Genomic DNA, 24,711 nt, shown 5'->3' with positions numbered 1-24,711 from the left:
AAATCACTCCTGAGTATAAAAAACGCCGCCATAAAAAGCAGTCGACGGGATGCCAAATGACTGCGCGCACCCTTACGCCAGGGAGGGCCGAACAAGCAGTTCCCAAGATGACAGCGCCCCGGTGGCAGGCGGGCCATACCGCAACCCTGCGGCTTTGCTGTAAGGTATGGGGATCCGCCGAGGGAGTTCAAGGCGGCAAGGGGACGAACATGCTGACCACCTACGACACGACGGGCCATAGCCTGTCGAAGCACGATGAGAACACGCCGATCACGGCCAATACCGTTTGGTTTGACCTCCTGAACCCGACCAAGGAGGAGGACAACCACGTCGAAACCTTGCTCGGGATCTCGGTCCCGACCCGCGCCGAAATGCGCGAGATTGAAGCTTCGAGCCGCTTCTACCAGGAGAACGGCGCGAGCTACATGACGGGCTTCATCGTACACAACATCGACGAGCAGACGCTCGGTACCTCGACGCTCACGTTCATTCTGACCGGCAACGCCCTGGTCACGGTCCGCTACACCGACAGCAGGGCCTTCCCGGCATTCCTTTCGCGCGTCGACCGCGGCGATGCCTCCTGCCAGACCGGCGCGGCGATCATGATCGGCCTGATCGAAACGCTGATCGAGCGCCAGGCCGATCTGATCGAGCAGATCCAGGACCGTGTCGACAAGCTCGCAAAGGGGATCTTCGATCTCGGCGCGCGGCGCGCGCGTGCCAACAAGCTGGACGTCCTGTTGAAGGGAACCGGAACCCAGGGCGATATCGTCGCCCGCGTCACGGAAAGCGCGACCTCATTGGAGCGCGTCCTTCACGTTCTCAAGAACACGGCCCAGGAGCGCAATTGCGAGGGCAAGGTCTTCCAGCGGATCGAAACGGCCGATCGCGATCTCGCCTCGCTCGCCGAGCACATGCGCTTCCTCTCCGATCGCATCGGCTTCCTGCTCAACGCCACCCTTGGCCTCATCTCGAACGAGCAGAACCAGATCATCAAACTGTTCTCGGTGATGGCGGTCATGCTGATGCCGCCGACCCTCGTCGCTTCGGTCTACGGCATGAACTTCCGCCACATGCCCGAACTCGAGTGGATCAGCGGTTATCCAATGGCACTGGGGCTCATGCTCGTGTCAGCGATCGTCCCCTTCATCTATTTCCGGCGCAAGGGCTGGCTCTAAAGGCGAGAGGCTCAAAGCACGGGCCTGCCCACGCTGAGGGCCGCCTCGTGCGATTCATCCCGCCACGAAACCGCTAAATGGACGACACATTTCGAACGCAATTCCATAGGGTTGCAAACGAAGCGTGAGACACCGTATGTGCGACGTGCCGTCGCACTTTTCTCCGCGTCGGCTGAAAAGCGAAGCGGAATCAACGCCAGCATTTTTCAATTCGAACGGCATTCAGCATTAAGCGTTGATTCTGCCCGGATCGGCTGGTCAGGTGCCCCCACCAGAACGGGGTGGACGGAAAGATGCCTCGTATTTTTCAGTGACGGAACAAGTTCTGGGGTTGCGCTGAGGTTTGCTCTTCGCATCGGTAGCTCATCCTTCTGTTCAGGAAAGCAATCCGCCACTGGCGGACAGCCGGCTTCGTCCCACGGGGACCATCTGCCGGACTGGAGCACCGCTCGAGCAGGGCTTCCAACTGGAAGCACAAGAAAAAGAACCGCGGCACCGTCGCTTTGAAGAACGGAGAATTGATCATGCGATTTATTGCTCTCGCAGCACTCGCCCTTATGTCGGTTGGCCTGTTTGGCGCTCTCCCGGCGAGCGCGGCCCCGAAGCACTGCAACGGCGACTACGCCTGCAAGCACGCAAAGAAGGTTGCGTACAAGAAGGCCAGCTACAAGAAGGCCGCCTACCGCACTGAGAAGCAGCGCGCTCACAAGACCGCCTACAAGACGCGCAAAGCCAAGTACGCCTATTCCACGAAGCCGACCAAGCGCGCTGTCGCGCACCGCAAGTCCGCTGTGAAGACGGCTTCTTACGGCGGCGGCTCCAACGGCGTTGCTTCCTACTACTGGCAGGGGCAGCAGACTGCCTCTGGCGCACGCTTCAACCCGAACGGCCTGACCGCCGCTCACCGCACGCTGCCCTTCGGCACCAAGGTGCGCGTCACCAACCAGTCGAACGGCCGCTCGGTCGTCGTGACGATCAATGACCGTGGCCCCTTCATCAAGGGCCGCATCATCGACCTGTCGCGTGGCGCTGCTTCGGTGATCGGCATGACCGGCGCCGGCCTCGCCCGGGTTTCGATCTCGGTGCTCTAAGCAAGAACATCCACGAGTTGCAGAGGCGAGTCGCGCAAGCGGCTCGCCTTTCTTCTGTCAACGGACAGAAAATCAGCCGCCCCTCAAAAAGAAATCGAACACTCTTCACCACACCCGCGCTTAAGGCTTGGGGTGCCGGCAAAATTCGGTATATTGCGGAAAGTTGTTATCCGGGGCCGGGCCGACTTCCGTATGAAATCGACACCCAATACAAAAGAACGCGCCGCTGCGGTCCAGATCATCCGCACCGCGATGGTCGAAAAGAAATTGACCCAGGCCGAGTTGGCGGACGCCGCCGACTGCCACGAAAAGACCATCCAGAACCTTCTGCACGGCAAGCCGGTCCGCGAGCAAACTCTGTTCGACGTGGCCATGGTGCTCGGCCTCGACTACCAGCGCCTCAAGGAATCCTGGTTCGGGTCGATGTCGACCGCCCAGCCGATGGAGCTCAAGGGTGAAGGCGGCGTCGTCGCGCCGGTTTACATGGGCGCCTACACGCGCGCCGCCGTCGACCACTACATCGGCAGCTATCTCACCATTCGGCCGGCCTTCGCCAAGCCCGACGCCATCGTCGCCTACCGGACCGACATCGTCTGGGACCCCGAATGGCCGAGCCTCCTGTTCGAGGAGCGCGAGCGCCCGGACGCCCCCTTCTCGCACCGTGGCCGCCTCTATGTGCCGGCCTCCTCCATGTACATTCACCTGGTCTCGCTGACCAAGGGCGCCATGCGCATGGTTCTGATTTCGCAAATCGACCAGAGCGGCGAGATGCGCGGACTGATCACCACGCTGAACAAGCAGCGCGCCACGTTCGTCCCCGTCTCGGCGCCGATCGTCTATCTGAAGCGCCAGGAATTCAAATCTCTGGCGCTCGGCGAGATCACGTCGAAGACCCCGGAATACAAGATCTACAAGGGCCTGCTCGAAAACTCCGTCGAGGAAGGCTACGCGCGGCTCGTTGGCCCCTGACCTCGCCCACAAAGGGCGCTGTCGTCCGCGCGGCCCACGGCTCCCTAGGTGACGCCAAACAGGACTTCGCGATCCATTGGATCACGCACGCGAAGACACGACGGGTGCCGGCGCCTCTTCGCTTCCTGCTTCTTCGAACGGCTGGGCCGCATCGCCGTTGAACCGCTCCGCAAGATCGACCGTCTCGCGCCGGCCCACATCCTTGAGGTGCTTCGCGATCCATTTGTGCGTCTGCGTCCGCCCCGCCGAATGCAGGTAGGTGAAGAGCCCGAGATCGGGCTTCAGCTTGCTGTCGTCCGAAAGCGACGCCGTATAGCGCCCGGCTTCGATCATATGAAACCGATGCGTGGCCAGCGCACCCTGCCGCCCGCGCCGCGCGCTGAACCGGCCCTTCAACGCCTCGCGCACCGCCAGGATGTGCTCCACGTCCCGGAGAAGCGGCGCGTTGAACGTCAGGCGGTTGGCAGTACCCGCAATCTCACGCGCGCCTTTCGGCACCTCGCGGCGAACCAGCGGATTGATCTGCACGAGCAGCGTATCCGCGACCGGGCTTTCCATCGCCGCGGTGATGAGATCCGGGTTCTTCGAGAACCCGCCATCCCAGTAACCGACGCCGTCGATCTCGACCGTCCGGTGCAGCGTCGGCAGGCACGCAGATGCGAGAACCGCTTCGACCGTCATCTCTCCGCGCCGAAAAATACGAGACCGCCCTGTCGCGACTTCCGTCGCCGCGATCGCGAGTTCGACCGGAGACGACGCCCGGATACGTCCGAAGTCGATCGTCTCGGCCAGGAGAGACCGCAGCGGATCGAAGCCGAGCGGATTGAAGTCGTACGGCGAGAGCAGGCTCGCGACCTGCGCGAACGTATTCGAATTGCTGAGCCCGAACAGGAACGGATTGAGCCGCAGAAGATCAGGCACACCCGCCTTGTGTACGGCTTCCCACACCTGGCGCAGCTTGGCCCGCGCACCCTCTCGCCCGCCTTCCGCAAGCCCGTCCGCAAGCGCCACCGCATTCACCGCGCCCGCACTCGTCCCCGAAACCCAGCCGAACGAAAGATGCTCTTCCTCGAGCAAGCGATCGAGCACGCCCCACGTGAACGCGCCGTGCGCACCGCCGCCTTGCAGAGCCAGATTGATTTTGATGTGACGTCTGAAGCGCGGCAAAAAGGATGCTCCTGGAGTGGTTCCGGGTTGCATGAGACCACGATCTGCGATTTCAAATGCTAACACGTTTGGAAAGTCGGTCTGCCCACGCAATCGGCCGCATGGCACAAAATACACACGCCAAAAGGCCAGCAGAAATGAGACACCCGTCATGACCCTCGCCGCCGTGGATCTCCGCAGCATTGCAAGCGGCCGCGAGAACGAGGATCGCGCGGGCGTGGAGTCACCTTTGGCCTGGGTCATCGACGGCGCAACCGATGTGATCCAAGTGCCACTGACACCCGCGCCGACTGATGCCGTCTGGTTCGCGGCGGCCATGCACGACACAGTGCGGGGCATGGCCGCAACACCCCCGTCGTCCCTGATGGACATTCCGCGCATCGTCGCCGACCGCCTCGCCCCGCTCTTCCTGGCCGACGCGAACCGTCAGCCGACTGGGCCCGAGGAGCATCCCTCCGCGTCCGCCATCGTGATCCGACGCACCGCAAGCGGCAATCTCGAATTCGTCAGCCTCGGCGACTGCACGTTGCTTGTCGACGACAACGGCTGCTTTACCGAGATCTGCGACGACGAGGAGAACGCCGGCGACCAGTGGGTGGTCGACGCCCTGAAGGATCTATCGAAAGACACGGCGCATCAGCCGAAGCCGATGACGCGTGCAGATCTTTATCCGCTTCTCCGCGCGCAGCGAGGCCGCATGAACACGCTATCGGGCTACGGCATTTTTTCGATCACCGACGCGCCGCGCCCGCTCATCCGCCACGGCACGCTTCCGGTTTCCGACGGCGCCCGCATCCTGCTCGCATCCGACGGCTTCATGCGCCTCGTCGACGTGTTCCGCCTCTATGACAGGAGGCGCCTGTTCGAAGCCGCCTGGCTCGACGGACTCGCCCCGCTCTTCGACGAGCTTCGGACGCGCGAAGCGGACGATTTCGACTGCACGCGCTTTCCCCGCGCCAAGACCAGCGACGACACCACCGCGATATTGCTGCGCGCAAGCCCTACGGCATGACCAGCTCGCGTTGACCGAGCTTCACAATCTGGCCATCCCCAGCCGCAAATCCGCGCGTTTCGCATTGGATGCGCACCACGCCGTCTTCGCGACCAATGCGCAGGAGATAATAGCGCCCCATGGGCTCGTCCTTGTGCGAGCGCGCCGCCGAAGCCGATGCCACGCCGAGCACGGGAATGCCGCGGCCCGAATGCGTGCGCCAAGAGAGCATCTCGCGATGATTGTGCCCATGCAGAACCAGTTCCGCGCCGTAGCGATCGAGCACGTCGGCGAGTTTGCCTGCGTCCTGCAGCGCGCGCCGCGGCGGCGCCTGTCCCGGAAGCGGCGGATGATGGATCAGCACGACACGGATAAAGTTTGCTTCACCGAGCCGTTCGAGCGCGGCCGCGAGCTGAGCGATCTGCGCATCGCCGAGCCGCCCCGCCGCAACGAACGGCGGCGTCGGCACCGCCGAGTTGAGCCCGATCAGCGCAATCGGCCCTTGGATGCGCACGTAAGGAAAGCGCACCGGTTCATCGGCTTTCCAGCTCTCGCTGTTGCGCATGAAGGGCGCCCAGCTGTCGAGGCACGACGCGCTGCCGATGCGCCCGCTGTAGATGTCGTGATTGCCGGGCACCACCGACACCCGCTGCGGGTCGCCCAGCGTATCGAGCCATTCACGCGCGACCGCAAATTCACCCGGCAAGCCGAGATTGGCGAGATCGCCCGTCACCGCAATATGATCCGGATTGTGCGCGAGTGCATCGGCGGCGATGAGATCGGCGAGCTGCGCGCGGTGGACGTGACGCCGGCCGCGATGCCAGTTCAGAAGACCCAGCGCCCGCTTCGTGTTCCAATGCCGCGCATGAAAGCCCGTGATCGGGCCTAGATGGATATCCGACATATGGACAAGAGTGAAAGTGTCGGTCATATGCCCTCGAGCCGTACGATCCTTTGCTGGCGCGCGTTCCCGTCCAACGCGAACGGCGACCATGCCCCGGGAGAAGCCGCGTGTCGCCTGAGAAGTTGATCCGCAAGGTTCTGCAACGCTATTGGCGCCACTCTCGCGGCTTGACGCTGGGCGCGCAAGGCGCCGTACTGGATAACGAGAACCGCGTGCTTTTGATCCGCCACACCTATCGGCCGGGCTGGCACTTTCCGGGCGGCGGCGTCGAGAAGAACGAAACGGTTGAGGATGCGCTTCGCCGCGAATTGCACGAGGAAGCGGGCATCGAGCTGACCGGTCCGCCGGAGCTGTTCGGCCTCTTCGCCAATCACCGCCTGTTCCCGAACGACCACATCGCCCTGTTCGTCGTGCGCGCCTGGCGCCAGCCCGTCGTTCCGAAACCCAACGCCGAAATCGCCGAGCAGCGGATGTTTCCCTGGAACGCGCTTCCGGACGCCATCAGCCCGCCGACACGTGAGCGCATTCACGAGATCATCGAAAGCCGCCCTCCGTCGCTCCACTGGTCACCGTAAGGTCGGTCGTCTCTAGCCGCCGCATCGGCCGGTTTTGGCTAACGAATTATGACAGGGGCAACGTCTGGACCCGCCCCGGACCCCGTGCTAAAGCCCCGCCACCAATGAGTACAGGGACCTATGAGCACACGATCCGCCAGTCTGAGTGAGATGCGACCGCGACGAGCGCGCCTGCCGCGCCTTGCGCGTTGAACCGCTCGTCTGACCTCAGCCCAGGATCCCGTCCGATGCTTTCAAAAGTCGTCACCCGGCCAGCCACGCCGGAGGATGTTCCCCTGATCTCCGCCCTCCATGACCGCGTCTTCGGCCCCGGCCGCTTCGCGCGCACCGCCTACCGCGTCCGCGAGCAGAAGGGCCCGGAAACGGAGATCTCAGCTTTTTGCCGTTTGGCGATGGACGGCGACCAGCTGGTCGCGGCGATCCGGATGTCGGAAATCTCGATCGGCGGCAACAAGGGAGCAGCTCTGCTCGGGCCGCTGGTCGTCGCGTCAGAGTACGCAGGCCAAGGCTTCGGCCGGACCTTGATCCGCGAAGCTCTCGAAACCGCCCGCACCGGCGACATCAAGATCGTCGTGCTCGTCGGCGATGAGCCCTATTACGGCCGCTTCGGCTTTAAGCGGGTGGCGCCGGGCACCATCACGTTCCCCGGCCCCGTCAATCCCGCCCGCATCCTCGCGATCGAGCTGGAAGACGGCGCCCTGCAACGCTTCACCGGCCTCGTCTCCGGCCGCTGACCCCGGCAATCGGCAATCGGCCCCATTGTCGAGACTCTTCCCGAGTGCCGAATGCCCAGTGCCGAATTCTTAATCTTCAAACGGATCCTTCATCAGGATCGTATCGTCACGCTCGGGGCTCGTGGAGAGCAGCGTCACCGGGCACTCGATCAGCTCCTCGATGTGCTTCACGTACTTGACCGCCTGCGCCGGCAGATCCGCCCAACGCCGTGCGCCGCGCGTCGACTCTGACCACCCCTCGAACGTCTCCCAGATCGGCTCGACGCGCGATTGCGCGTTGATGCCGGCCGGCAGCCTGTTGAGCCTCTGGCCGTCAAGTTTGTAGCCGACGCACACCTTGATTTCAGAGAAGCCGTCGAGCACGTCGAGCTTCGTCAGCGCGATGCCGTCGATGCCCGAAACCTTGGCGACCTGGCGCACGAGCACCGCATCGAACCATCCGCAACGGCGCTTGCGACCCGTCACCGTTCCGAACTCGTGGCCCCGCACACCGATCGTTTCGCCGATCTCGTCGGTAAGCTCGGTCGGGAACGGTCCCGCGCCGACGCGCGTCGTGTAAGCCTTCGCGATTCCGAGCACGAAGCCCAGCGCGCTCGGTCCGACGCCCGATCCTGCCGCCGCCTGCGCGGCAACCGTGTTCGACGACGTGACGAACGGATAGGTGCCGTGATCGACGTCGAGCAGTGCGCCTTGCGCGCCCTCGAACAGAATGCGCTTGCCCGCCTTCTTCGCGTCGTCGAGCAGCTCCCAGGTGACGTCGATGTAGGGAACGACCTTCGGCGCGATCGCGGCCAGCTCGGCAAGCACGGCGTCCTTGCTGACCTCCTCCTTGCCGAGACCGCGGCGCAGCGCATTGTGATGCAGCAGCATGCGGTCGATCTTCGGACCCAGCGTCGCAATATTCCTCAAGTCCTGCGCGCGAATGGCGCGGCGGCCGACCTTGTCCTCATAGGCGGGGCCGATGCCACGCCCCGTGGTGCCGATCTTGCCGTCACCCGCCGCCTCCTCGCGCATCACGTCGAGCTCGCTATGGAACGGCAGGATCAGCGTCGCGTTCTCGGCGATCCTGAGCTTGTCGCGATTGACTGTGACGCCCTGGCCTTCGAGCTTCTCGATCTCGGCAATGAGCGCCCACGGATCGACGACGACGCCGTTGCCGATTATGCCGAGCTTGCCGTCGCGCACGACGCCCGAAGGCAGCAGCGAAAGCTTGTAGGTCTTGTTGCCGATAACCAGCGTATGGCCCGCATTATGCCCTCCCTGGAAGCGCACCACGACATCCGCGCGCTCCGAGAGCCAATCGACGATCTTGCCCTTCCCCTCGTCGCCCCACTGCGCGCCGACGACGACAACGTTAGCCATTTGCGTGTCCACCACTTGTCATGAAATGGCCCCGGCTGATCGAGCCGGGGCCTGAACCATCTGGCCTACATTTAGCGCTCGTCACGGCGCTGGCCAACAACTATCCGCCGCCCGTCCCAGGCGCCGCATGCGAGGGCGGAAAACCGCCGAGAAAACGCCCTGCGGTCCCCCGAAAAATCGGCAATTACTGCCTATAAATTATGGACTTGGACGACGGCCAGGAGACCCGGTAACCGAATTCGATGGTCTGCTCCTGGTCGGGCTCGAGTTTCCCCTCCCACACGAGAACGCCGCGCTTGTCGTCGACATTCTGTTTGCTGGGGCTGGTCCGGCCCGTCAGCTCGACCTTGATATCCTGGTTGGCCGAAACCGGGATCTGGTCGAAGATCGAGAGCGCGATCGCCCGCTCATGCATGCTCTTGATCGAGAGAAGATAGTTGCGGCTGTCGGTGCGCGAGGTCGAGATCAGGCCGGTCTCCCCGCGCGTCTCCTGCGCAACCGCATGGCGCACGCGCACGAGATCGTCGATCCCGAATCCAAGCTCGTGCTCCTCACCTGGCGACAGCATCGGAAGCCGCCCGGTGCCGACGAAGGTTCCGTCGCGGAACAGCGAGACGGAACCCGGCAGCAGCGGCGATCCCTTGGGCAGGGTGAACTTGGCGTAGAGATAGGCCTTGGCATCGAGCTTCGGGACGGCGCGGATTGTCAGCTGCGGCTCGACAGCCTCGGCACCAAGCTGAACGCGCTTGGCTTCGCCCGTCTCCGGAATGGTGAGACGTCCCGGAACCGCATAGAGCGCGTGGAACGGCGCCTGCACCACTTCAGCCGGTCGTTCGGCCAGAACCGCCCGCTTGCGCTGCAGCGCTCCGCCGGCAAGGCCGTCATTGTCACGTGCGTCTGCTTCCAGCGCAGCTTCCGGCTTCGCGGCTTCTTCATCGGCCATCCGGCCAACGGGGGCCGACTGCATCGTGACCGGCGGCGGAACCGGACGCGCTTCCGGTTCGAAATCGACGATCAGAGACCTGAGTTCGGGTGCCGACGCGCCGGCCGTCGGCCGCGTCGTCGAAAGCGTCAGCGCGACGTCGCTCCAGCTCTCGCCGGTTTTTTGGCTGATTGCGGCGCGGCGCGTGAGATCGATCTTCGGCGCCACCGTCTTGGCGCCGGTCGCAAGCCGCACATCGTAAAGCGGCGTCCACGATGCATGGGCCACCTGGTAGCGCACCGTGATATCGGCTTCGAGCGCCGACTGCGCGACCACGAACACCTTCGCTTCGGTGCGCTCGGTGCGCTCGGGCGCGATCTCGCCAAGCTTCTTTTCGAGTTCCTCGATCTTGCGATCGGTCTCGCGAATACGAACCTGCGCTTCCTGGATCACGCGCTGCGCTTCCGTCGAGCCGGCCGCGATCAGGGTCAGAATGGACGTCCAGTCCTCGCTGCGTTCGGCGCCTGCGGCCGGTGCCGGCCGCGTCGGAAGCTGCGCGAGATTTCCGATCAGTGTCTTCTGCGTCTCGGCGCCCTGCACCTGCGCTTCGAGCCGCGTGCGATCGTCGCGAAGCGCTTCGATCTCGACCTCGATGCGCCGCCGCTCCGTGACCGAGGCATCCGCGTCGGTGCGCGGAACGAACATCCTGCGCGTATCGACCGAGCCGATCTCGAGCTTGCCGGTAGCGCTCCCCTCGACGCGGATCGAGCCTTCGACGGCACCTGCCGGCAGGTCGCGAAACACGATCGTATGATCGCCCTTCTCGAGCTGAACCTTGGCAACACGCAGAACTTCGGCGCCCATCGGATAAACCGTGACCGCGTCGATCCTGGAGATCGCTTCGACTTCCGCCGCGCGCGCAACCCCAATGGGCAGCATGAGGGACAAAAGCGTGACGACAAGGGCCTGCTTCACGGGGCGTGACCTTTCCGCTGGGAGCTGAGAAATCTGATAGGGCGGGCTCATCCGGGCCGCTTGGGAACGGCCGTCATCCGATGGCTCGTGTGCGGCCGTTTCGAGACGAAATTATGGCCGCGCGCGTGCTTTTTCTCACGACTGCATAAAGCAGCCGTGACGCCCCGAATTGACATCCTTAACGGGCGCAAAAATGGCAAACGGGCCGGCAAATGCCGACCCGTTTACGTAAACCAGGATCGCTTCAAGCCTATCGGCCCGAGGCACGAATGAGCGGTCTCATAAAAAAAGCTGGAGCGCGATTGCGGTGCGAACACCGGCAAGCGCGCTCCAGCCAAACCTACGAAGACGCAGCCCTTACGAGAAACCTTGGGCCGCGCCTTCAATCCCTTACTTGAATGCCACCGGATAGACCGGCTGCGGCTGATCGAGGCGATAGCGCGCGCTGAACAGCAGGTCGTGCGAGACGATGTCCCGGATCTGGAGACCCGTGTAGCTGTCCGAGCCATCGTAGGCCGTTGCAGTTCCCGTCTTGACGGTACCGAGATCGGTGTAGCGATAGCCGAGATCCAGCGTGAATTGCGGCGTCACGTCATAGCTCACGCCCGCGTAGAGCGCCCACGCGAAGTTGGTCGTCGTCTTGTCCTTGTCTCCGTAATAGACGCTGTCGTTCGGAACGTTGACGTCCTTGAAGCCCATGACCGTGATTGCGCCGAAGCCGACGCCGCCGCCGACATACGGCGTGATCCCGCGCCAAGTCCCGAGATCGACGTAGGCGTTGACGAGGCCGAGCCAGCTTTCGAGATCGGCGGTATATTCGTTGGTTCCGCAGTTCCCCGGCGTGCCGCACGGGCCGCTGTTGTACGAATCCTGCGCCACGAACAGCTGCTTGCCGCGATACTCACCCGTCACGTCGAAACGCAGCCAGCGGCTGTGCTCGATGCCGATGCCCATGCCGAACAGCGCCGTGCTCTTGATGTCGACGTGATGAACCGTGAAATCACCCGTCTGATAGCCATCGTTGCCGTGGCCGTTCGTCCAGATCGAATCCGGCTCCGGGTTCTTCATGCCGATGGTACCCTTGAGATACCAGGCGCGGCCCGACGGAGGCGGCGGAATATCCTTGATGCTTCCATATCCGAGATCAGCAGCCTGGGCCGGCGCGACGGATACGAAAAGCAAAGCTGCGCTGACGGCTGCGCCCGCGAGGGCGCAAACGCGTAGAAGTCTCATGACTATCCCTTTCACATGCGGCGTCGCGCGTCGAAGCGAGCCGAAAACCGACGCAGCACTTGATCCAGGAAATTTGTCCGAGAACGTTTAATACGGACTTAAGCGCCGCCTCGTTTCGGGGCACGCGAGCGCACGGAAGACACATCGTGCGGCAAGGAAGCCTCACGCAGCAGCAGCGCGAAGCTACCTTTCGTTAACGAAAAGACGCGCGGAACCCCTCACACAGCCGAACGGCTCTCAAGCAGCCTGAGCCGCCGCCTTCACCGCTTCGACGATGTCGCCGACGACCGTGTTGACGAGCTTCTCGTCGTCGCCCTCCGCCATCACGCGAATGACGGGCTCCGTGCCCGAGGGCCGGATCACGAGGCGTCCGGCTTCGCCAAGACGCTTCTGCGCGCCCTCGATGGCGCGGCGGACGCGGTTGTCTTCGAGCGGTTTGCCGTTGGCATAGCGCACGTTCTGCAGCACCTGCGGCAGCGGCGTGAAGCGCGCGCACACTTCCGAAACGGGCTTGCCTGTCGCCACGACGCACGCGAGCACCTGCAGCGAGGAAACCAGCCCATCGCCAGTGGTGGTGAAGTCCGACAGCACGATATGCCCGGACTGCTCGCCACCCACGTTGTAACCATGCCGGCGCATGTGCTCGACGACGTAGCGGTCGCCGACCGGCGTGCGCGCCAGCGAAAGCCCCTGCTCCTTGAGATAGCGTTCGAGCCCGAGATTGCTCATGACCGTCGCCACGATGCCGCCGGCGCTGAGCCGGCCGCGCCGGTTCCAGCTTTCCGCGATCACCGCCATCAACTGATCGCCATCGACGATATGGCCCTTCTCGTCGACGATCACCACGCGGTCGGCGTCGCCGTCGAGGGCAATGCCGATATCGGCGCGCACTTCACGCACCTTTTCAATCAGTGCTTCCGGCGCCGTCGATCCGCACTTGTAGTTGATGTTGCGTCCGTTGGGATCGACGCCGATCTTGATCACCTCGGCGCCGAGTTCCCACAGCGCTTCGGGAGCAACCTTGTAGGCCGCGCCGTTCGCGCAATCGATCACGATCCGGAGGCCGTTGAGCTTGAGGTTCTTGGGCAGCGTGCGCTTGGCGAATTCGATGTAGCGCTCTTGGGCACTGTCGACGCGCGTCGCGCGCCCGATGCGATCGGCGGAAGCCAACAGCGGCTCGCTCGGCCCCTCGATCAGGCGCTCGATCTCCAACTCCACATCGTCGGAAAGCTTGTAGCCGTCGGGATCGAACAGCTTGATGCCGTTGTCGTCGTAACGGTTGTGCGACGCCGAGATCATGACGCCGAGATCGGCGCGCAAGCTGCGCGTCAGCATGGCAACGGCCGGTGTCGGCATCGGCCCCAGCAGGAACACGTCCATACCGACCGACGTAAAGCCGCTCATCAGCGCCGCCTCGAGCATATAGCCCGAGAGCCGCGTGTCCTTGCCGATGACCACGCGATGACGATGCGTGCCGCTTTGAAACAGCTTGCCGGCGGCCATGCCGACTTTCAGCGCAACCTCGGATGTCATCGGGTGCCGGTTGGCGAGCCCACGAATGCCGTCGGTACCGAAATAGCGGCGTGTCATGTGTTTCCCTCACCCCGAAGCGCAGATCGCACGATTTTAAGCCCAGCGGACGCGGGCGCAAAAGGCGCGCGGAAAATCTCAACAAAAACTTAGCGCGCCGCAAAGCAAGCAAGCGCGCCACCCGCCAGCATACCGCGAAATGCCTTACAAACTGCAACCTTATCAGGTGCAAATTAAGGTCGAATCTAACCCCGGCTCACCCGAGCCCGCTCTCCGACCCGGCCTGGGCGGCTTCCCACACCGCCACCGCCTGCCGCGTCTCGGCGACATCGTGCACCCGCACGATCTGGACGCCCTGCGAGATCGAATGCAGCGCCGCCGCGATCGAGCCCGGAACCCGCGCCCGCGGGTCTTCGACATTGCAGATCTGTCCGATCAGCTTCTTGCGGCTGGCCCCGAGCAGAACCGGCACGCCAAGGCCGTGATAAAGGCTCATCGCATTGAGCACCGCGACGTTGTGGTGCAAATGCTTGCCGAAACCGATGCCGGGATCGGCGATCAGCCGCGTCTTGGGAACCCCGGCCGCCACGCACGCGCGGATCCTCTGCTCGAGAAAATCGAACACGTCGAGCACGACATCGCTGTACTGCGGATTGTCGTTCATCGTTTTCGGGTCGCCCTGCGCATGCATCAGCATGATCGGCAGCCCGCTTTCGGCTGCCACGTCGAGCGCGCGCGGATCGTGAGTCAATGCGGAAACGTCGTTCAGGATATCGGCACCGGCTTGCGCGGCGCGGCGCATCACTTCGGCCTTGCGGGTATCGACGGAAATCAGCGCTTCGGTTTTGGCGCGCAACCCTTCGACCACCGGGATCACCCGGCGCAGCTCGTCGTCCAGCGAGACCGCCTCAGAGCCGGGGCGCGTCGACTCGCCGCCGACATCGAGAATATCGGCGCCCGCTTCGGCAAGCTTGAGCCCATGCACCACCGCCGCCGCCGCGTTGTCATGCTGGCCGCCATCCGAGAAGCTGTCGGGCGTGACGTTGACGATACCCATGATCCGCGTGCGATCGAGCGAGAGCCCAGCGAGACGGGAGCGCGGGGCGCGGATCTCCTCCAGAAGATCGGCCGCCGCCAGCGTGTTGCGGCCCCAGTCGCGTTCGAAGAGATCGCTGAGCCCGATGGTCCGGCGCAACGTACCGCGCGGGCTCCGCTCGAGAACCTCGAGCGCCGAAAACGCCAGCGGACCGCCCGCGAGCGGCAACCCGCCCCAGATCTCCTGCGGAAGCTCCTGTGTCTCGGCGCCTTGCCGGGCGGCGTAAATTCCGAGGGGACGAATGTAGAGAGAACGTTGCATCAATCGGTTCCACGGACCGCAGCGGGATATTCGGGCGTCAGAAAAGCAGAACGGCCGCGACGACATCGCGGCCGTTCAGAACACTTAGTCCAACCTAACAACGCTCATCAAGACTGCGGTTGGGGCTCCATGCCGCCGGTACCCGGCTCCTCGCGCGGGCGGCTGCGCCCGGCTGTCGGAACTGCCGGACCTGCCGATCCCTTCGAACCGTCGTCGTCGCGCCGCACGATGTTTTCGCCGCGCATGATCCCGGCCACCTCGTCACCCGAGATGGTTTCGAAGTCGAGCAGCGCCTTAGCGACCGCATGCAGCTTGTCGAGGTTGTCATTCAGAAGCTGCTTGGCTTTCGCCTCGCCGGTGTGAATGAGGCTGCGGATCTCCTCGTCGATGAGTTTCGCGGTCTCGTCCGAGATGAACTTTGTCTGCGTCACGGAATGGCCGAGGAACACCTCCTGCTCGTTGCCGTTGTAGCGGACGCGCCCGAGCTTGTCGGACATGCCCCACTCCATAACCATCGCGCGCGCGAGCTGCGTCGCCATCTGGATGTCGCCCGTCGCACCGTTGGTGACGTTGTCGGGACCGCCCAGGATGATCTCCGCCTCGCGTCCGCCGAACAGCACCGCAAGCCGCGCTTCGCACCACTGGAGCGTACGGCTGTAGCGATCGCCTTCCGGCAGGTTCATCGTAACGCCGAGGGCACGGCCACGCGGAATGATCGTGACCTTGTGCAGCGGATCGTAAGGAACCAGAAGGCCGACGATGGCGTGCCCCGCCTCGTGATAAGCGGTGTTGCGCTTTTCTTCCTCGCTCATGACCATCGACCGGCGCTCGGCGCCCATCATGACCTTGTCCTTGGCGTCCTCGAACTCGGCCTGCGTCACGAGCCGCTTGTTGCGGCGCGCCGCAAGCAAGGCCGCCTCGTTGACGAGGTTCGCGAGATCGGCACCCGAGAAGCCGGGGGTACCGCGCGCGATCGTCTTCGCGTCGACGTCCGGCGCGATCGGGCTCTTGCGCATATGGACCTTGAGGATCTTCTCGCGGCCCGCGATATCGGGGTTCGGCACCACGATCTGGCGATCGAAACGGCCCGGACGAAGCAGCGCGGGATCGAGCACGTCCGGCCGGTTGGTGGCCGCGATGATGATGATGCCCTCGTTGGCCTCGAAGCCGTCCATCTCGACGAGCAGCTGGTTGAGCGTCTGTTCGCGCTCGTCGTTGCCGCCGCCGAGACCGGCGCCACGATGGCGGCCGACGGCGTCGATTTCGTCGATGAAGATGATGCAGGGCGCGTTCTTCTTGGCCTGCTCGAACATGTCGCGTACGCGGCTTGCGCCGACGCCGACGAACATCTCGACGAAGTCGGAGCCCGAGATCGTGAAGAACGGCACGTTCGCTTCACCCGCGACCGCACGCGCGATCAGCGTCTTGCCAGTACCCGGAGGACCGACGAGCAGCGCGCCGCGCGGAATACGCCCGCCGAGCCGCTGGAACTTCTGCGGGTCGCGCAGGAACTCGACGATCTCCTCGAGATCGGCCTTGGCTTCGTCGACACCGGCCACGTCCTCGAACGTCACGCGGCCCTGCCGCTCCGTGAGCAGCTTGGCGCGGCTCTTCCCGAAGCCCATGGCGCGCCCCGAGCCGGACTGCATCTGGCGCATGAAGAACACCCAGACCGCGATCAGGAGCAGCATCGGGAACCAGTTGAGGATGACCGACAGGATCGACGGCACATCCTCGTCGGACGGCCGCGCCTTGAACTTCACATCCTTCGCCTTCAGCCGCTCGACCAGCCCCGTATCGGCCGGCGCATAGCTGGTGAAGGGCGTGGCGTTGTCGCGCATCGTTCCATAGATGCGATTGCCGGCCAGCGTCACCTCCGACACCGTGCCTGCATCGACCGCGCTCAAGAAATCGGAGTAGCTGATCTCGCTTCCGCGCCGGCTCTGCGACGGATTATTGAACAAGTTGAAGAGCGCTGCGAGCAGCACGAAAACCGCTACCCAGATCGCAAGCTTCTGAAAGTTCGGATTCATCTGTTTTCCCGAGAAATCCGGCGCCAGGGAGAAGGCCGGAACGTTCCGCGTCTAACTGTTCGGTAAGATAGGTGCCAGGGCCCCGTTTGCCAAGTTGAATGGCCGGTTTACGAGCCCCTACGACGATGTATCGCTGTAATTTGGTGAAAGCCCCCACGGGCGCCGGTGCGCACCGTCTGCGACCCAGGCGCTCGTAGCAAGCTCGTCAGGGGTTCAAGCGGCATCGAGCCCAAGAAAGACGGCCGAGAAGCGCCCATCGCTCTCAGCCCAGCCGGAGAGGCTTGGAACCGCAATCAGGCGATCCCCCGACCAGATTGCCGGTAGACCGTCGGCGGCCCGGGCCGGCGGACGATCCTTGGGCGAAAGATTACCCCTAAGGGTTGCATAAGCTTGCAGCCCGAGCGGACGCACCTGGACGGGCCCGAGGGTATCCTCGCCCTCATCCTGTTGCTCGCCCGTCTCGTATTTGATCCGAAACCGCCAGTCCCACAGCGCCTCTTCACCCGGCGCCAGCACAAGCTCGGGAATTTTGCTTCGGCCCGGCTCCCGATAGAGACGCAGCGTCGTCCGCCCTTGTGACACGATGCATCCGCCGAGCGTCTGCGCCACCGCCTTGTCACGGGCCAGCACCGCTTCGAGCGCTTCCACTTGCGAGAGCTGCGCCGGCTTGGCATTGCCGCCGAACGCAACGAGCAGGCGCGCCAGCATCCGCACCCTGAGTTCGGCAGGCTCCCGCCGCCATGCCTCTCTGTCGAGCGACGCATAGGCCCCGCCGTGCAAATCCGCGAGTGCTTCTAGCCTTGCAGCGGTGAGCTGCTCGAACGCATCGCGCGCGCGCAACAGACGCGACGCACTCACCACGAGCTTTTCATTCGAAAGGCCGAGTGCCGCGAGATGCGCGTTGGCGCGCCTGAGCCTCACGCGCTCGAAGACGATGCGCTCGTTGCTGGGATCGTCGAGCCAGTCTTCCCCGCTCTCCCGCAGCACATCCGCGAGATCGGATTTCGAAAGCCCGAGCAGCGGCCGCACCAGTTGAACGGAACCGTCCGGAAGCAAACGCCGCGAGGGCGCCATGCCGGCAAGCCCATCGAGACCGCTCCCCCGGCCGAGACGCATGATCAGCGTCTCCGCCTGGTCGTCGGCCGTATGCGCCGTCACCACGGCGACCGGACCACCCGGCCCGGTTCGCGCCAACCGCCCGGCGTGCGCGACGAGCAACGCGTAACGTGCTTCCCGCGCGCGCTCTTGGATTGCGCTACCGGGCTTCTCCCCACCCCAGACCAGCGTCGTGTGAGAAAAACCGAACGCCTTGGCGCGCCCTGCGACCCATTCGGCTTCGTGACTCGATTGGGCCCGCAGACCGTGATCGACAGTTGCCACATCGACCGAGAGCCCGCGCAGAGCCTTGCCGGACGCGACCCAGCGCGCCATCAGCGTCATTAGCGCCATGCTGTCCGGCCCGCCGGAAACCGCGAGCACGATGCGCTTGTAGGGAGACAGCGCGTCCGCGAACAGCGTGTCGGGATCGAGACCGCGACTGGTGGCGGGATCAGCCACGACGCGCTCCTGAGCGGATTACGAAAACAGGGACGAACGTCTCACGTTCGGTGCGCGCGCAAAATCGAAGGTATGCTCCAGGAGCCGGCATCACACGACACGCGCCGCAGGCTCCGTCACGGGCAACCGATCCTTTGCCGCTCGCTGTCGGCCTTGGCCTTGAGGTGCGCCGGAGCACTGGGATACTTCGAGGCAACAGCACGAAGGCTGGTGCAGGCGTCCTGCCGCTTGCCAAGCTGCGCGAGCGACATCCCGCGCTTGAGCTGCGCGTCGGCGGCCTTGCCGCTGGTGCCATAGGCCGAGATCACGAGATCGAAAGCCTCGGCCGCATCGGCGTAGTTGCGCTGGACGTAATGCGCCTCGCCGAGCCAATAGAGCGCGTTGGGAGCAAGCGGATCCTGCGGATAGTTTTTCAGGAAATCGCGAAACCCGGCCTGCGCGGCCCCATAGTCCTGCTGCAGCAGATGCCCGTAGGCTGTTTCATAAACCTGCTTTGGATTGCCTGCCGCCGCAGGATCGACGGCTGCGACCTGACCACCACCGCTACCTCCGACGGACGGCAGCGTCTCGGCGCCATAGGTCGAGGGCGGAAGAGGCGCCTGCGGAGCAGGCCCCGCTCCAACGCCGGAAGTTCCAACGCCGGAATTAGCTTCTGCGAGCGCACCAATCGGATCGGCGTTGTCGGAGGTGACGGTCGTCGAGCCGAACCGGCTCGTCTGCGGCGCCTCGCCGGCAAAGCCCGGCCCAGCCCCACCCGCATCCGATCTACGCTGCGCGCCGTTGCGCACTTCGCTCGCAAGCTGCTCGACCTGAGCGGTCAGCGCGCGGATCTGCGTTTCGATGCTGTCGAGCCGTCCGCGGTCGCTCGCCGAAACGCCGCCGCTCGCTTCGGAACGAACCGGCGCCGCAGGCGCCCCACCCGTCCGTGCCAACGATTCGAGCGTCCCGATCACCACCTGCAGATCGACGAGCTGCTCCTCGAGCTGCTCGACACGCTGGCGAAGGCCTGCGCTATCCCCGCCACCACCGGCTGGCGGCTGGCCTGCGTTCTTCTGCTGCTTTGCCGGCGGCGCGCCTTTGACCTCGGGCAGCTGCTGGCTTTGAACCGTCTGAGCGAACCCGACCCCTGCCAACGGAGCGAGGCCGATCAGCGCGCCCGCCACGGCTCCAAACACGCGCCCTTTCGACAAAGGCTTGGACGAATACATGGGCCGAACGCCCTCCTTCATTGATCTGGTGGCCGCATCATAGGCCCGAGGCAACGTGAAGGCCATGAGGAAGGTCATGTCGCGAGTGCCGCACAGGGATTACTGCGCGGGCGGCCTCCCTTGAGGATCCGCGGTTTCACCATCGGCGCGCCGCCCCAACGGGCGTTCACCAAACCGCAGGCGCCCATTGAGCAGCACGGTGACGGCCCTCCGGTTCTGGGCCAGACATTCCGGTGCCGGGCAATCGGACACTCGCTCCTCGCGTCCCCGGCCGTACGCCGTGATGCGATCGGGCTCGACACCCTCTGCAATCAAGCGATCCCGCACGGCAAACGCGCGCTCTTGTGAGATGCGGGTGCTTTCGTCGTTCGGAAGCGCGCCGTCGTCGGCATGGCCCTCGACCACGGCCGTCAGATCGGGATAGCGCGCAAGGAAGCGCGCCTGCGATTGGATGACACCGCGCGCGCGAATGCCGAGATTGGCGCTGCCCGCACTGAAAAACACGCGGTCGCCGGCATCCGAAAGGAATTCGCCGTCGATCGTAGCCGAGACCCGCGCTTGGTTGATGGCCGAGCGCGGCAGCGCCGGCGAAACGTTGAGCGAAGCGGGGCGCGATCCCTCTGCCCCCCCTGACCAGGGGAGCTGGGCCTTGCGCGCACCAGCCTCCGGAAGCGCACCGGTTTCCGTGGCACTCGTTTCCGTTGCCCGCGCTTCGGCGGCAGGCTTCCCGGCATCACCGCGATAGATTCGGCCAAGCTGCATTCTGGCTTCGGCCGCGCGCGGACTGCCCGGCGCTTCGGCGATCAAGCGTTCGAACAGGCCCTGCGCCTCGTCCGTACGTCCGTTTTCGAGCGCAGTGCGCGCGTCTTTGTAAAGGCTCTCGGAGGTATCCGACGGTGGCGAACGCTCCCAGCCCTGAAAGAACCAGCGGCCGCTACCGTCATCTGCGCTGTCGCGCTTTGATTCGGGCACGCCTTCCGGCGGCTCGACGATCGAGAAACCGTTCGCAGACCGCCCGACGGAAAACGTTCCGATCGGCACCTCGTTGAACTCGGCGCCGGAATTCGCGGTCTGAGATTGGGCGGCCTGAGACGCAACGAGCGTACCGGCTGCAGCCACAAGGCCGACAGCGACAAAGCCCCGAATTTTAAAGCCGACCGCCGCACATCGCGTGCGCATGGATGGGCATCCTCATCTTGGCAGGGCGCTCGAACCAAACCAAACGCCGAGATCGTTGGAAAAGCTCTGCGCTCGCAATACGGCCAAACTTTGCCACCTGAAGTGAGCCGGCCCGGCAAAAACGAGTTTCACAAGAGATGTTTAAGGGACGGCGCCCGATTCGGAAAAGGTGCTGACGCCACCCAACCGACGCCATCCAATGAAAGTTGCGGATCGGCGCTAGCGCATCCGGACACTCCAGCAGCCGGAAAGCGGAAGGCCCGCAATCCGGGGGACCGCGGGCCTTCTGATTGATGCGCGAAACGGCGATGGCGCTTAGACCATGATCGCTTCGGACCTTATCAGTCCGAAGCGTGAATCATCGGTCTCATTAAGAATCTAGAGCGGGATTGCGATTCAAAGAGAAGCAATCACGCTCTATGAAGCGACCCTGTTGTTCAGCACCGTCTGTGCGCGGCGGTTCTGCGACCAGCACGAGATGTCGTTGCAAACCGCGACCGGCCGTTCCTTGCCGTACGAGATCGTCCGCACGCGATTCGCCGCGACGCCGTTCTGCGCGAGATAATTACGCACCGCCGTCGCGCGGCGTGCGCCGAGCGCGATGTTGTATTCACGCGTGCCGCGCTCGTCGGCGTGGCCTTCGATCGTGATCGTGAACTGCGAATACTGCCGAAGCCACTGTGCCTGCTTCTGCAGAATGGACTGGGCTTCCGGCGTCAGATCCGTGCTGTCGGACGAGAAATAGACGAGGTCGCCGACATTCACGCTGAAGTCGCGCTGCGTGCCGGGCGTGATCGGACCTTTGCCGTCCGGCCCGAGCTGCGAATTGGGATCGTTCTGATTGTTGGCGCAGCCTACGACCGCCGCTGCCGTTACGAGAAGCAAGAGAGCGCTTGCGAATTTAGAGGCCCGAAAAGCAGGCGCCATAAACGTTATCCTTTCATCGGCTCAACGGCGGCCTAGCGCGCACCGGAACCCAGTAACTCCCCACGACCGAACCAAATAACCGGCCGATCGTACGAAAATGTGGCCACCCTCTCTACTACGTGCGTCAAAAGATCCGCGACGTAGCGCTCTTCAGACGGCAAACGGCGTTTAGCACCGCAACCGCCTCGAGCTGCTCAGAGAGCATTTTCTCCCAAATGCGCCGCCCTGATCTCTCATGGATCGTGCCTCTCGTGGCCATGTTCGATTGACCATCGAGGGAAGGCTAAGCCCATAACACGTCGACGGATAAACCGTCACAAAGCCATCCCGGCGTCGCTTACCGCTGAAAATGAGCGATCTAATCCAGCGCAGCAAGCAACGAATGCGGGTGGCTCGAATTCGCCTGGGGACAGCACCGAATGGCTGCATCTGCGCAACGCGCACCGGCAGCAGCTACGCGTCCGGGTCTCGCGCCGAATTCCCGTCTCGATTCTTTCGCGGAGAAGCCGGCGGATCGAAATCCTGCGGACGAATGCCACAATCGGACCGGCTCACATGGAACCCGATATCCGAAACGAGCACCGAAAATCTAAGCGCTTCCACGCATCAGCACTTCCATGCAAACGAGAATCCAAAAACAAACAGAGCTGCCGCAGCAAGCGCTGCGACAGCTCTGTTTTTAAGTCGAACCTGAACGTAAGCTCAGATCAAACTTTGAATTCGCTATTAGCGAACGTCGGCAACAGCCGGAACGTCAGCGCCGAGCTTAAGCGGAGCAGCCTCTTCACGACGGCAAGCGCCGAGAGCGACAGCAACGATAGCGGCAGCGAGAACGATAGCGCCCTTCATGGTAGTATCTCCTGTTGTATCCCAAAGTAGTGAAAAAATTCGGACGTTAGCGAGCCACTTCCGTGGCAGTCGGAACCTCGACGCCGAGCTTCAACGGCGCCGCTTCTTCGCGACGGCACGCGCCGAGCGCAACAGCGACAACGGCAGCCGAAAGAACGATCAGCCCCTTTACACCCTGCATGGTCTTATCTCCTGATGCTTGTTCGGCAACGAGCCGAATATTGGGGTACCGGCCTGGCATGATTTGATCAAGAACTGAGGGCCGTACGACACTGTTTTCCCCCCTCGTTGATGCGAAAATGCCACTCCGTTGTTGGTGCTCCACCGGGCTCTGGGCGACCGCTGCCGGTCGCGTTGAAACCCTTGTTTTACAACGCGAAATTCATCGCCTTCCCTGAGAGGCGCTGATGCAAGAATAGCCCTCTCCGGTTAAGCTCCGGTTAAAGTCTGGTTAAACACTGTATCAGTTCAGGAGAGGCGACCAGGCGGGGTCTGAGCCAAACGAAGGGGTGTTCACGACTCGCTCGTTGTACCCGGTGAGGTCCACCGAATAGATTCTCGACCCGCCGGTCTCACCCTGGCTTTCACGGAAGAACATCAACACACGGCCGTTGGGAGCCCAGGTCGGACCTTCGTTGTGGTACCCCTCCGTAAGAATACGCTCCCCCGAGCCGTCGGGACGGATCACGCCGATCAGGAATCGCCCCGCTAACTGCTTGGTAAAGGCGATATAATCGCCGCGCGGCGACCACACGGGCGTCGAATAGCGCCCATCGCCCATGCTGATCCGGCGCACGTTGGAGCCATCGGACCCCATGACATAAAGCTGCTGGGTGCCTTCCCGGTCGGATTCGAAAACGATCTCGCGCCCATCCGGGGCGTAGCTCGGACTGGTATCCAAGGCGCCCGAACTGGTGAGCTGGCGCGTCTGGCGCGTCCGGAGATCCATCTCAAAGATATTGGAATCGCTTCCGCTCTGAAGGCTCATGATCACGCGTCGCCCGTCCGGCGAAAAACGCGGCGCGAACGTCATGCCCGGAAACTCGCCGACGATCTCGCGTTTGCCGGTCTCGAGGTTCATCAGGAAGACGTGCGGCTGGTCGCGCGTGTAGGCCATGTAGGCGATCTCGCTCGCGACCGGATTGAATCGCGGCGTCAGCACCAGCTCTTGGCCTTGGCTCAGGAGCCGCACGTTGGCGCCGTCCTGATCCATGATTGCGAGTCGCTTCACGCGTTTCGCCTTCGTGCCCGTTTCATCGACGAACACCACGCGCGTATCGAAGTAGCCCTTTTCACCCGTCAGGCGTTCATAGACCTGGTCGGCGACGAGATGCCCGACTCGCCGCCAGTTCTGCGAGCCGGTCGTGAACCGCTGCCCCGCGAGCTGCTTGCCGCTCGTCACGTCCCAGAGCCGGAATTCGGACGTCAGCCGTCCATCCGCCCCGCGCACGACGCGCCCGACGGCCAGCGCTTCAGCGCCGATCTGCCGCCAATCCGGGAACCGCGGCAACGCGTTGACGTCGCGAATATTTTCCAGAAACGAACTCGGATCGAGCGGCTGGAACAGGCCCGACCGTTCGAGGTCGGCCATCACCACCTGAGCAACATCGGCGGCGAGCTTCGGATCGTCGCCCGTGAAAACCGGGATTGCGATTGGAATCGGCGCAACCGTGCCTTGCCGCTGCGTACCGCGCAGACCGCCGCCCTCGCCGCCCGTGAAGCTTCCGCCCCCGCCCGGCGCGCCACCACCGTCTGCTCCGCCACGGCCTCCGCCCCCGGGAGGAGGCACGTCGTAACCCTGGCCGCGCAGCTGGTCCTGAAAACCACCGCCGCCCCCAGCAGCCGGCGGGCGATAGGCATCGTCCACCTGAGCTGACGCGTCAGGCGAAAACAAAGCCGCAGCCAGGACGGCAAAAACGGCGGCAAACAGCTGCGGCAGGGGCATAGGGCGCGCTCGAAGGGTTTGGGTT

The 24,711-nt window shown here is 63.8% G+C and carries 21 protein-coding genes; 6 read left to right on the top strand and 15 right to left on the bottom strand.

What is annotated here, in order from left to right; translation table 11 throughout:
• Window positions 1-209: 209 nt before the first annotated feature.
• From RCO24_RS18835 to RCO24_RS18825, 3 genes are all read left to right on the top strand, one after another.
• The gene (locus RCO24_RS18835; protein WP_308964228.1) at window positions 210-1,178 is read left to right on the top strand and encodes a magnesium transporter CorA family protein; all 969 of its coding nucleotides are present in this window, start codon (window positions 210-212) and stop codon (window positions 1,176-1,178) included.
• 524 nt (window positions 1,179-1,702) lie between these two features.
• The gene (locus RCO24_RS18830) at window positions 1,703-2,269 is read left to right on the top strand and encodes a septal ring lytic transglycosylase RlpA family protein (protein WP_308964227.1); all 567 of its coding nucleotides are present in this window, start codon (window positions 1,703-1,705) and stop codon (window positions 2,267-2,269) included.
• Between the two features lie 192 nt (window positions 2,270-2,461).
• Window positions 2,462-3,238, top strand: a complete 777-nt coding sequence (locus tag RCO24_RS18825; RefSeq protein WP_308964226.1) for a helix-turn-helix transcriptional regulator — start codon at window positions 2,462-2,464, stop codon at window positions 3,236-3,238.
• Between the two features lie 81 nt (window positions 3,239-3,319).
• On the opposite strand, the gene RCO24_RS18820 is transcribed toward RCO24_RS18825, so the two are convergent.
• On the bottom strand, window positions 3,320-4,405 hold the full coding sequence (locus tag RCO24_RS18820) for a patatin-like phospholipase family protein (protein WP_308964225.1): 1,086 nt from the start codon (window positions 4,403-4,405) through the stop codon (window positions 3,320-3,322).
• Window positions 4,406-4,556: 151 nt separating this feature from the next.
• Here RCO24_RS18820 and RCO24_RS18815 point away from each other — a divergent pair, with 151 nt between their 5' ends.
• Window positions 4,557-5,417: a protein phosphatase 2C domain-containing protein gene (locus tag RCO24_RS18815; RefSeq protein WP_308964224.1), complete on the top strand. Its 861-nt coding sequence runs from the start codon at window positions 4,557-4,559 to the stop codon at window positions 5,415-5,417.
• On the opposite strand, the gene RCO24_RS18810 is transcribed toward RCO24_RS18815, so the two are convergent.
• Window positions 5,407-6,327, bottom strand: coding sequence for a metallophosphoesterase (locus RCO24_RS18810; RefSeq protein WP_308964223.1), 921 nt, complete (start codon window positions 6,325-6,327; stop codon window positions 5,407-5,409). The genes RCO24_RS18815 and RCO24_RS18810 overlap by 11 nt on opposite strands.
• A gap of 80 nt (window positions 6,328-6,407) precedes the next feature.
• On the opposite strand from RCO24_RS18810, the gene RCO24_RS18805 reads away from it, so the two are divergent.
• The gene (locus RCO24_RS18805; protein WP_308964222.1) at window positions 6,408-6,875 is read left to right on the top strand and encodes an NUDIX domain-containing protein; all 468 of its coding nucleotides are present in this window, start codon (window positions 6,408-6,410) and stop codon (window positions 6,873-6,875) included.
• A 227-nt stretch (window positions 6,876-7,102) separates the two neighbouring features.
• Entirely contained in the window at window positions 7,103-7,609 is a 507-nt protein-coding gene (locus RCO24_RS18800) for an N-acetyltransferase (RefSeq protein WP_308964221.1), read from the top strand.
• A gap of 69 nt (window positions 7,610-7,678) precedes the next feature.
• Here RCO24_RS18800 and RCO24_RS18795 read toward each other — a convergent pair whose 3' ends face one another.
• The 13 genes from RCO24_RS18795 to tolB all read right to left on the bottom strand — a co-directional run bounded on the left by RCO24_RS18795 (window position 7,679) and on the right by tolB (window position 24,686).
• Complete coding sequence (locus RCO24_RS18795; protein WP_308964220.1) at window positions 7,679-8,971, bottom strand: adenylosuccinate synthase; 1,293 nt, start codon at window positions 8,969-8,971, stop codon at window positions 7,679-7,681.
• A gap of 184 nt (window positions 8,972-9,155) precedes the next feature.
• Window positions 9,156-10,868 carry a mucoidy inhibitor MuiA family protein gene (locus tag RCO24_RS18790; protein WP_308964219.1) on the bottom strand — a complete coding sequence of 571 codons (1,713 nt, stop codon included), beginning with the start codon at window positions 10,866-10,868 and terminating at the stop codon, window positions 9,156-9,158.
• A 390-nt stretch (window positions 10,869-11,258) separates the two neighbouring features.
• The gene (locus RCO24_RS18785) at window positions 11,259-12,101 is read right to left on the bottom strand and encodes an outer membrane beta-barrel protein (protein WP_308964218.1); all 843 of its coding nucleotides are present in this window, start codon (window positions 12,099-12,101) and stop codon (window positions 11,259-11,261) included.
• A gap of 237 nt (window positions 12,102-12,338) precedes the next feature.
• Window positions 12,339-13,691 carry a phosphoglucosamine mutase gene (gene glmM, locus RCO24_RS18780; protein WP_308964217.1) on the bottom strand — a complete coding sequence of 451 codons (1,353 nt, stop codon included), beginning with the start codon at window positions 13,689-13,691 and terminating at the stop codon, window positions 12,339-12,341.
• 196 nt (window positions 13,692-13,887) lie between these two features.
• A complete protein-coding gene (gene folP / locus RCO24_RS18775; RefSeq protein WP_308964216.1) occupies window positions 13,888-14,988 on the bottom strand; it encodes a dihydropteroate synthase in 1,101 nt (366 codons plus the stop codon).
• A gap of 107 nt (window positions 14,989-15,095) precedes the next feature.
• Window positions 15,096-17,021, bottom strand: coding sequence for an ATP-dependent zinc metalloprotease FtsH (gene ftsH, locus RCO24_RS18770; protein ID WP_308964215.1), 1,926 nt, complete (start codon window positions 17,019-17,021; stop codon window positions 15,096-15,098).
• A gap of 213 nt (window positions 17,022-17,234) precedes the next feature.
• Window positions 17,235-18,578, bottom strand: a complete 1,344-nt coding sequence (gene tilS / locus RCO24_RS18765) for a tRNA lysidine(34) synthetase TilS (protein WP_308964214.1) — start codon at window positions 18,576-18,578, stop codon at window positions 17,235-17,237.
• Between the two features lie 116 nt (window positions 18,579-18,694).
• The gene (gene ybgF / locus RCO24_RS18760) at window positions 18,695-19,786 is read right to left on the bottom strand and encodes a tol-pal system protein YbgF (protein ID WP_308964213.1); all 1,092 of its coding nucleotides are present in this window, start codon (window positions 19,784-19,786) and stop codon (window positions 18,695-18,697) included.
• 99 nt (window positions 19,787-19,885) lie between these two features.
• Complete coding sequence (locus tag RCO24_RS18755; RefSeq protein ID WP_308964212.1) at window positions 19,886-20,965, bottom strand: OmpA family protein; 1,080 nt, start codon at window positions 20,963-20,965, stop codon at window positions 19,886-19,888.
• A 417-nt stretch (window positions 20,966-21,382) separates the two neighbouring features.
• A complete protein-coding gene (gene pal, locus RCO24_RS18750; protein WP_308964211.1) occupies window positions 21,383-21,892 on the bottom strand; it encodes a peptidoglycan-associated lipoprotein Pal in 510 nt (169 codons plus the stop codon).
• A 726-nt stretch (window positions 21,893-22,618) separates the two neighbouring features.
• The gene (locus RCO24_RS18745) at window positions 22,619-22,741 is read right to left on the bottom strand and encodes a hypothetical protein (RefSeq protein ID WP_291151118.1); all 123 of its coding nucleotides are present in this window, start codon (window positions 22,739-22,741) and stop codon (window positions 22,619-22,621) included.
• A gap of 46 nt (window positions 22,742-22,787) precedes the next feature.
• Window positions 22,788-22,922, bottom strand: a complete 135-nt coding sequence (locus tag RCO24_RS18740) for a hypothetical protein (RefSeq protein WP_020086874.1) — start codon at window positions 22,920-22,922, stop codon at window positions 22,788-22,790.
• A 282-nt stretch (window positions 22,923-23,204) separates the two neighbouring features.
• Window positions 23,205-24,686 (bottom strand): Tol-Pal system beta propeller repeat protein TolB, encoded by a 1,482-nt coding sequence (gene tolB / locus RCO24_RS18735; RefSeq protein ID WP_308964210.1) that lies wholly within the window; start codon window positions 24,684-24,686, stop codon window positions 23,205-23,207.
• Window positions 24,687-24,711: the final 25 nt, after the last annotated feature.

It is taken from the genome of Hyphomicrobium sp. LHD-15 (genome assembly GCF_031157355.1).
GTDB lineage: Bacteria > Pseudomonadota > Alphaproteobacteria > Rhizobiales > Hyphomicrobiaceae > Hyphomicrobium_C.
The sequence above is the reverse complement of the archived record's forward strand: the minus strand, read 5'-3'. Positions and strand labels throughout refer to the sequence as shown.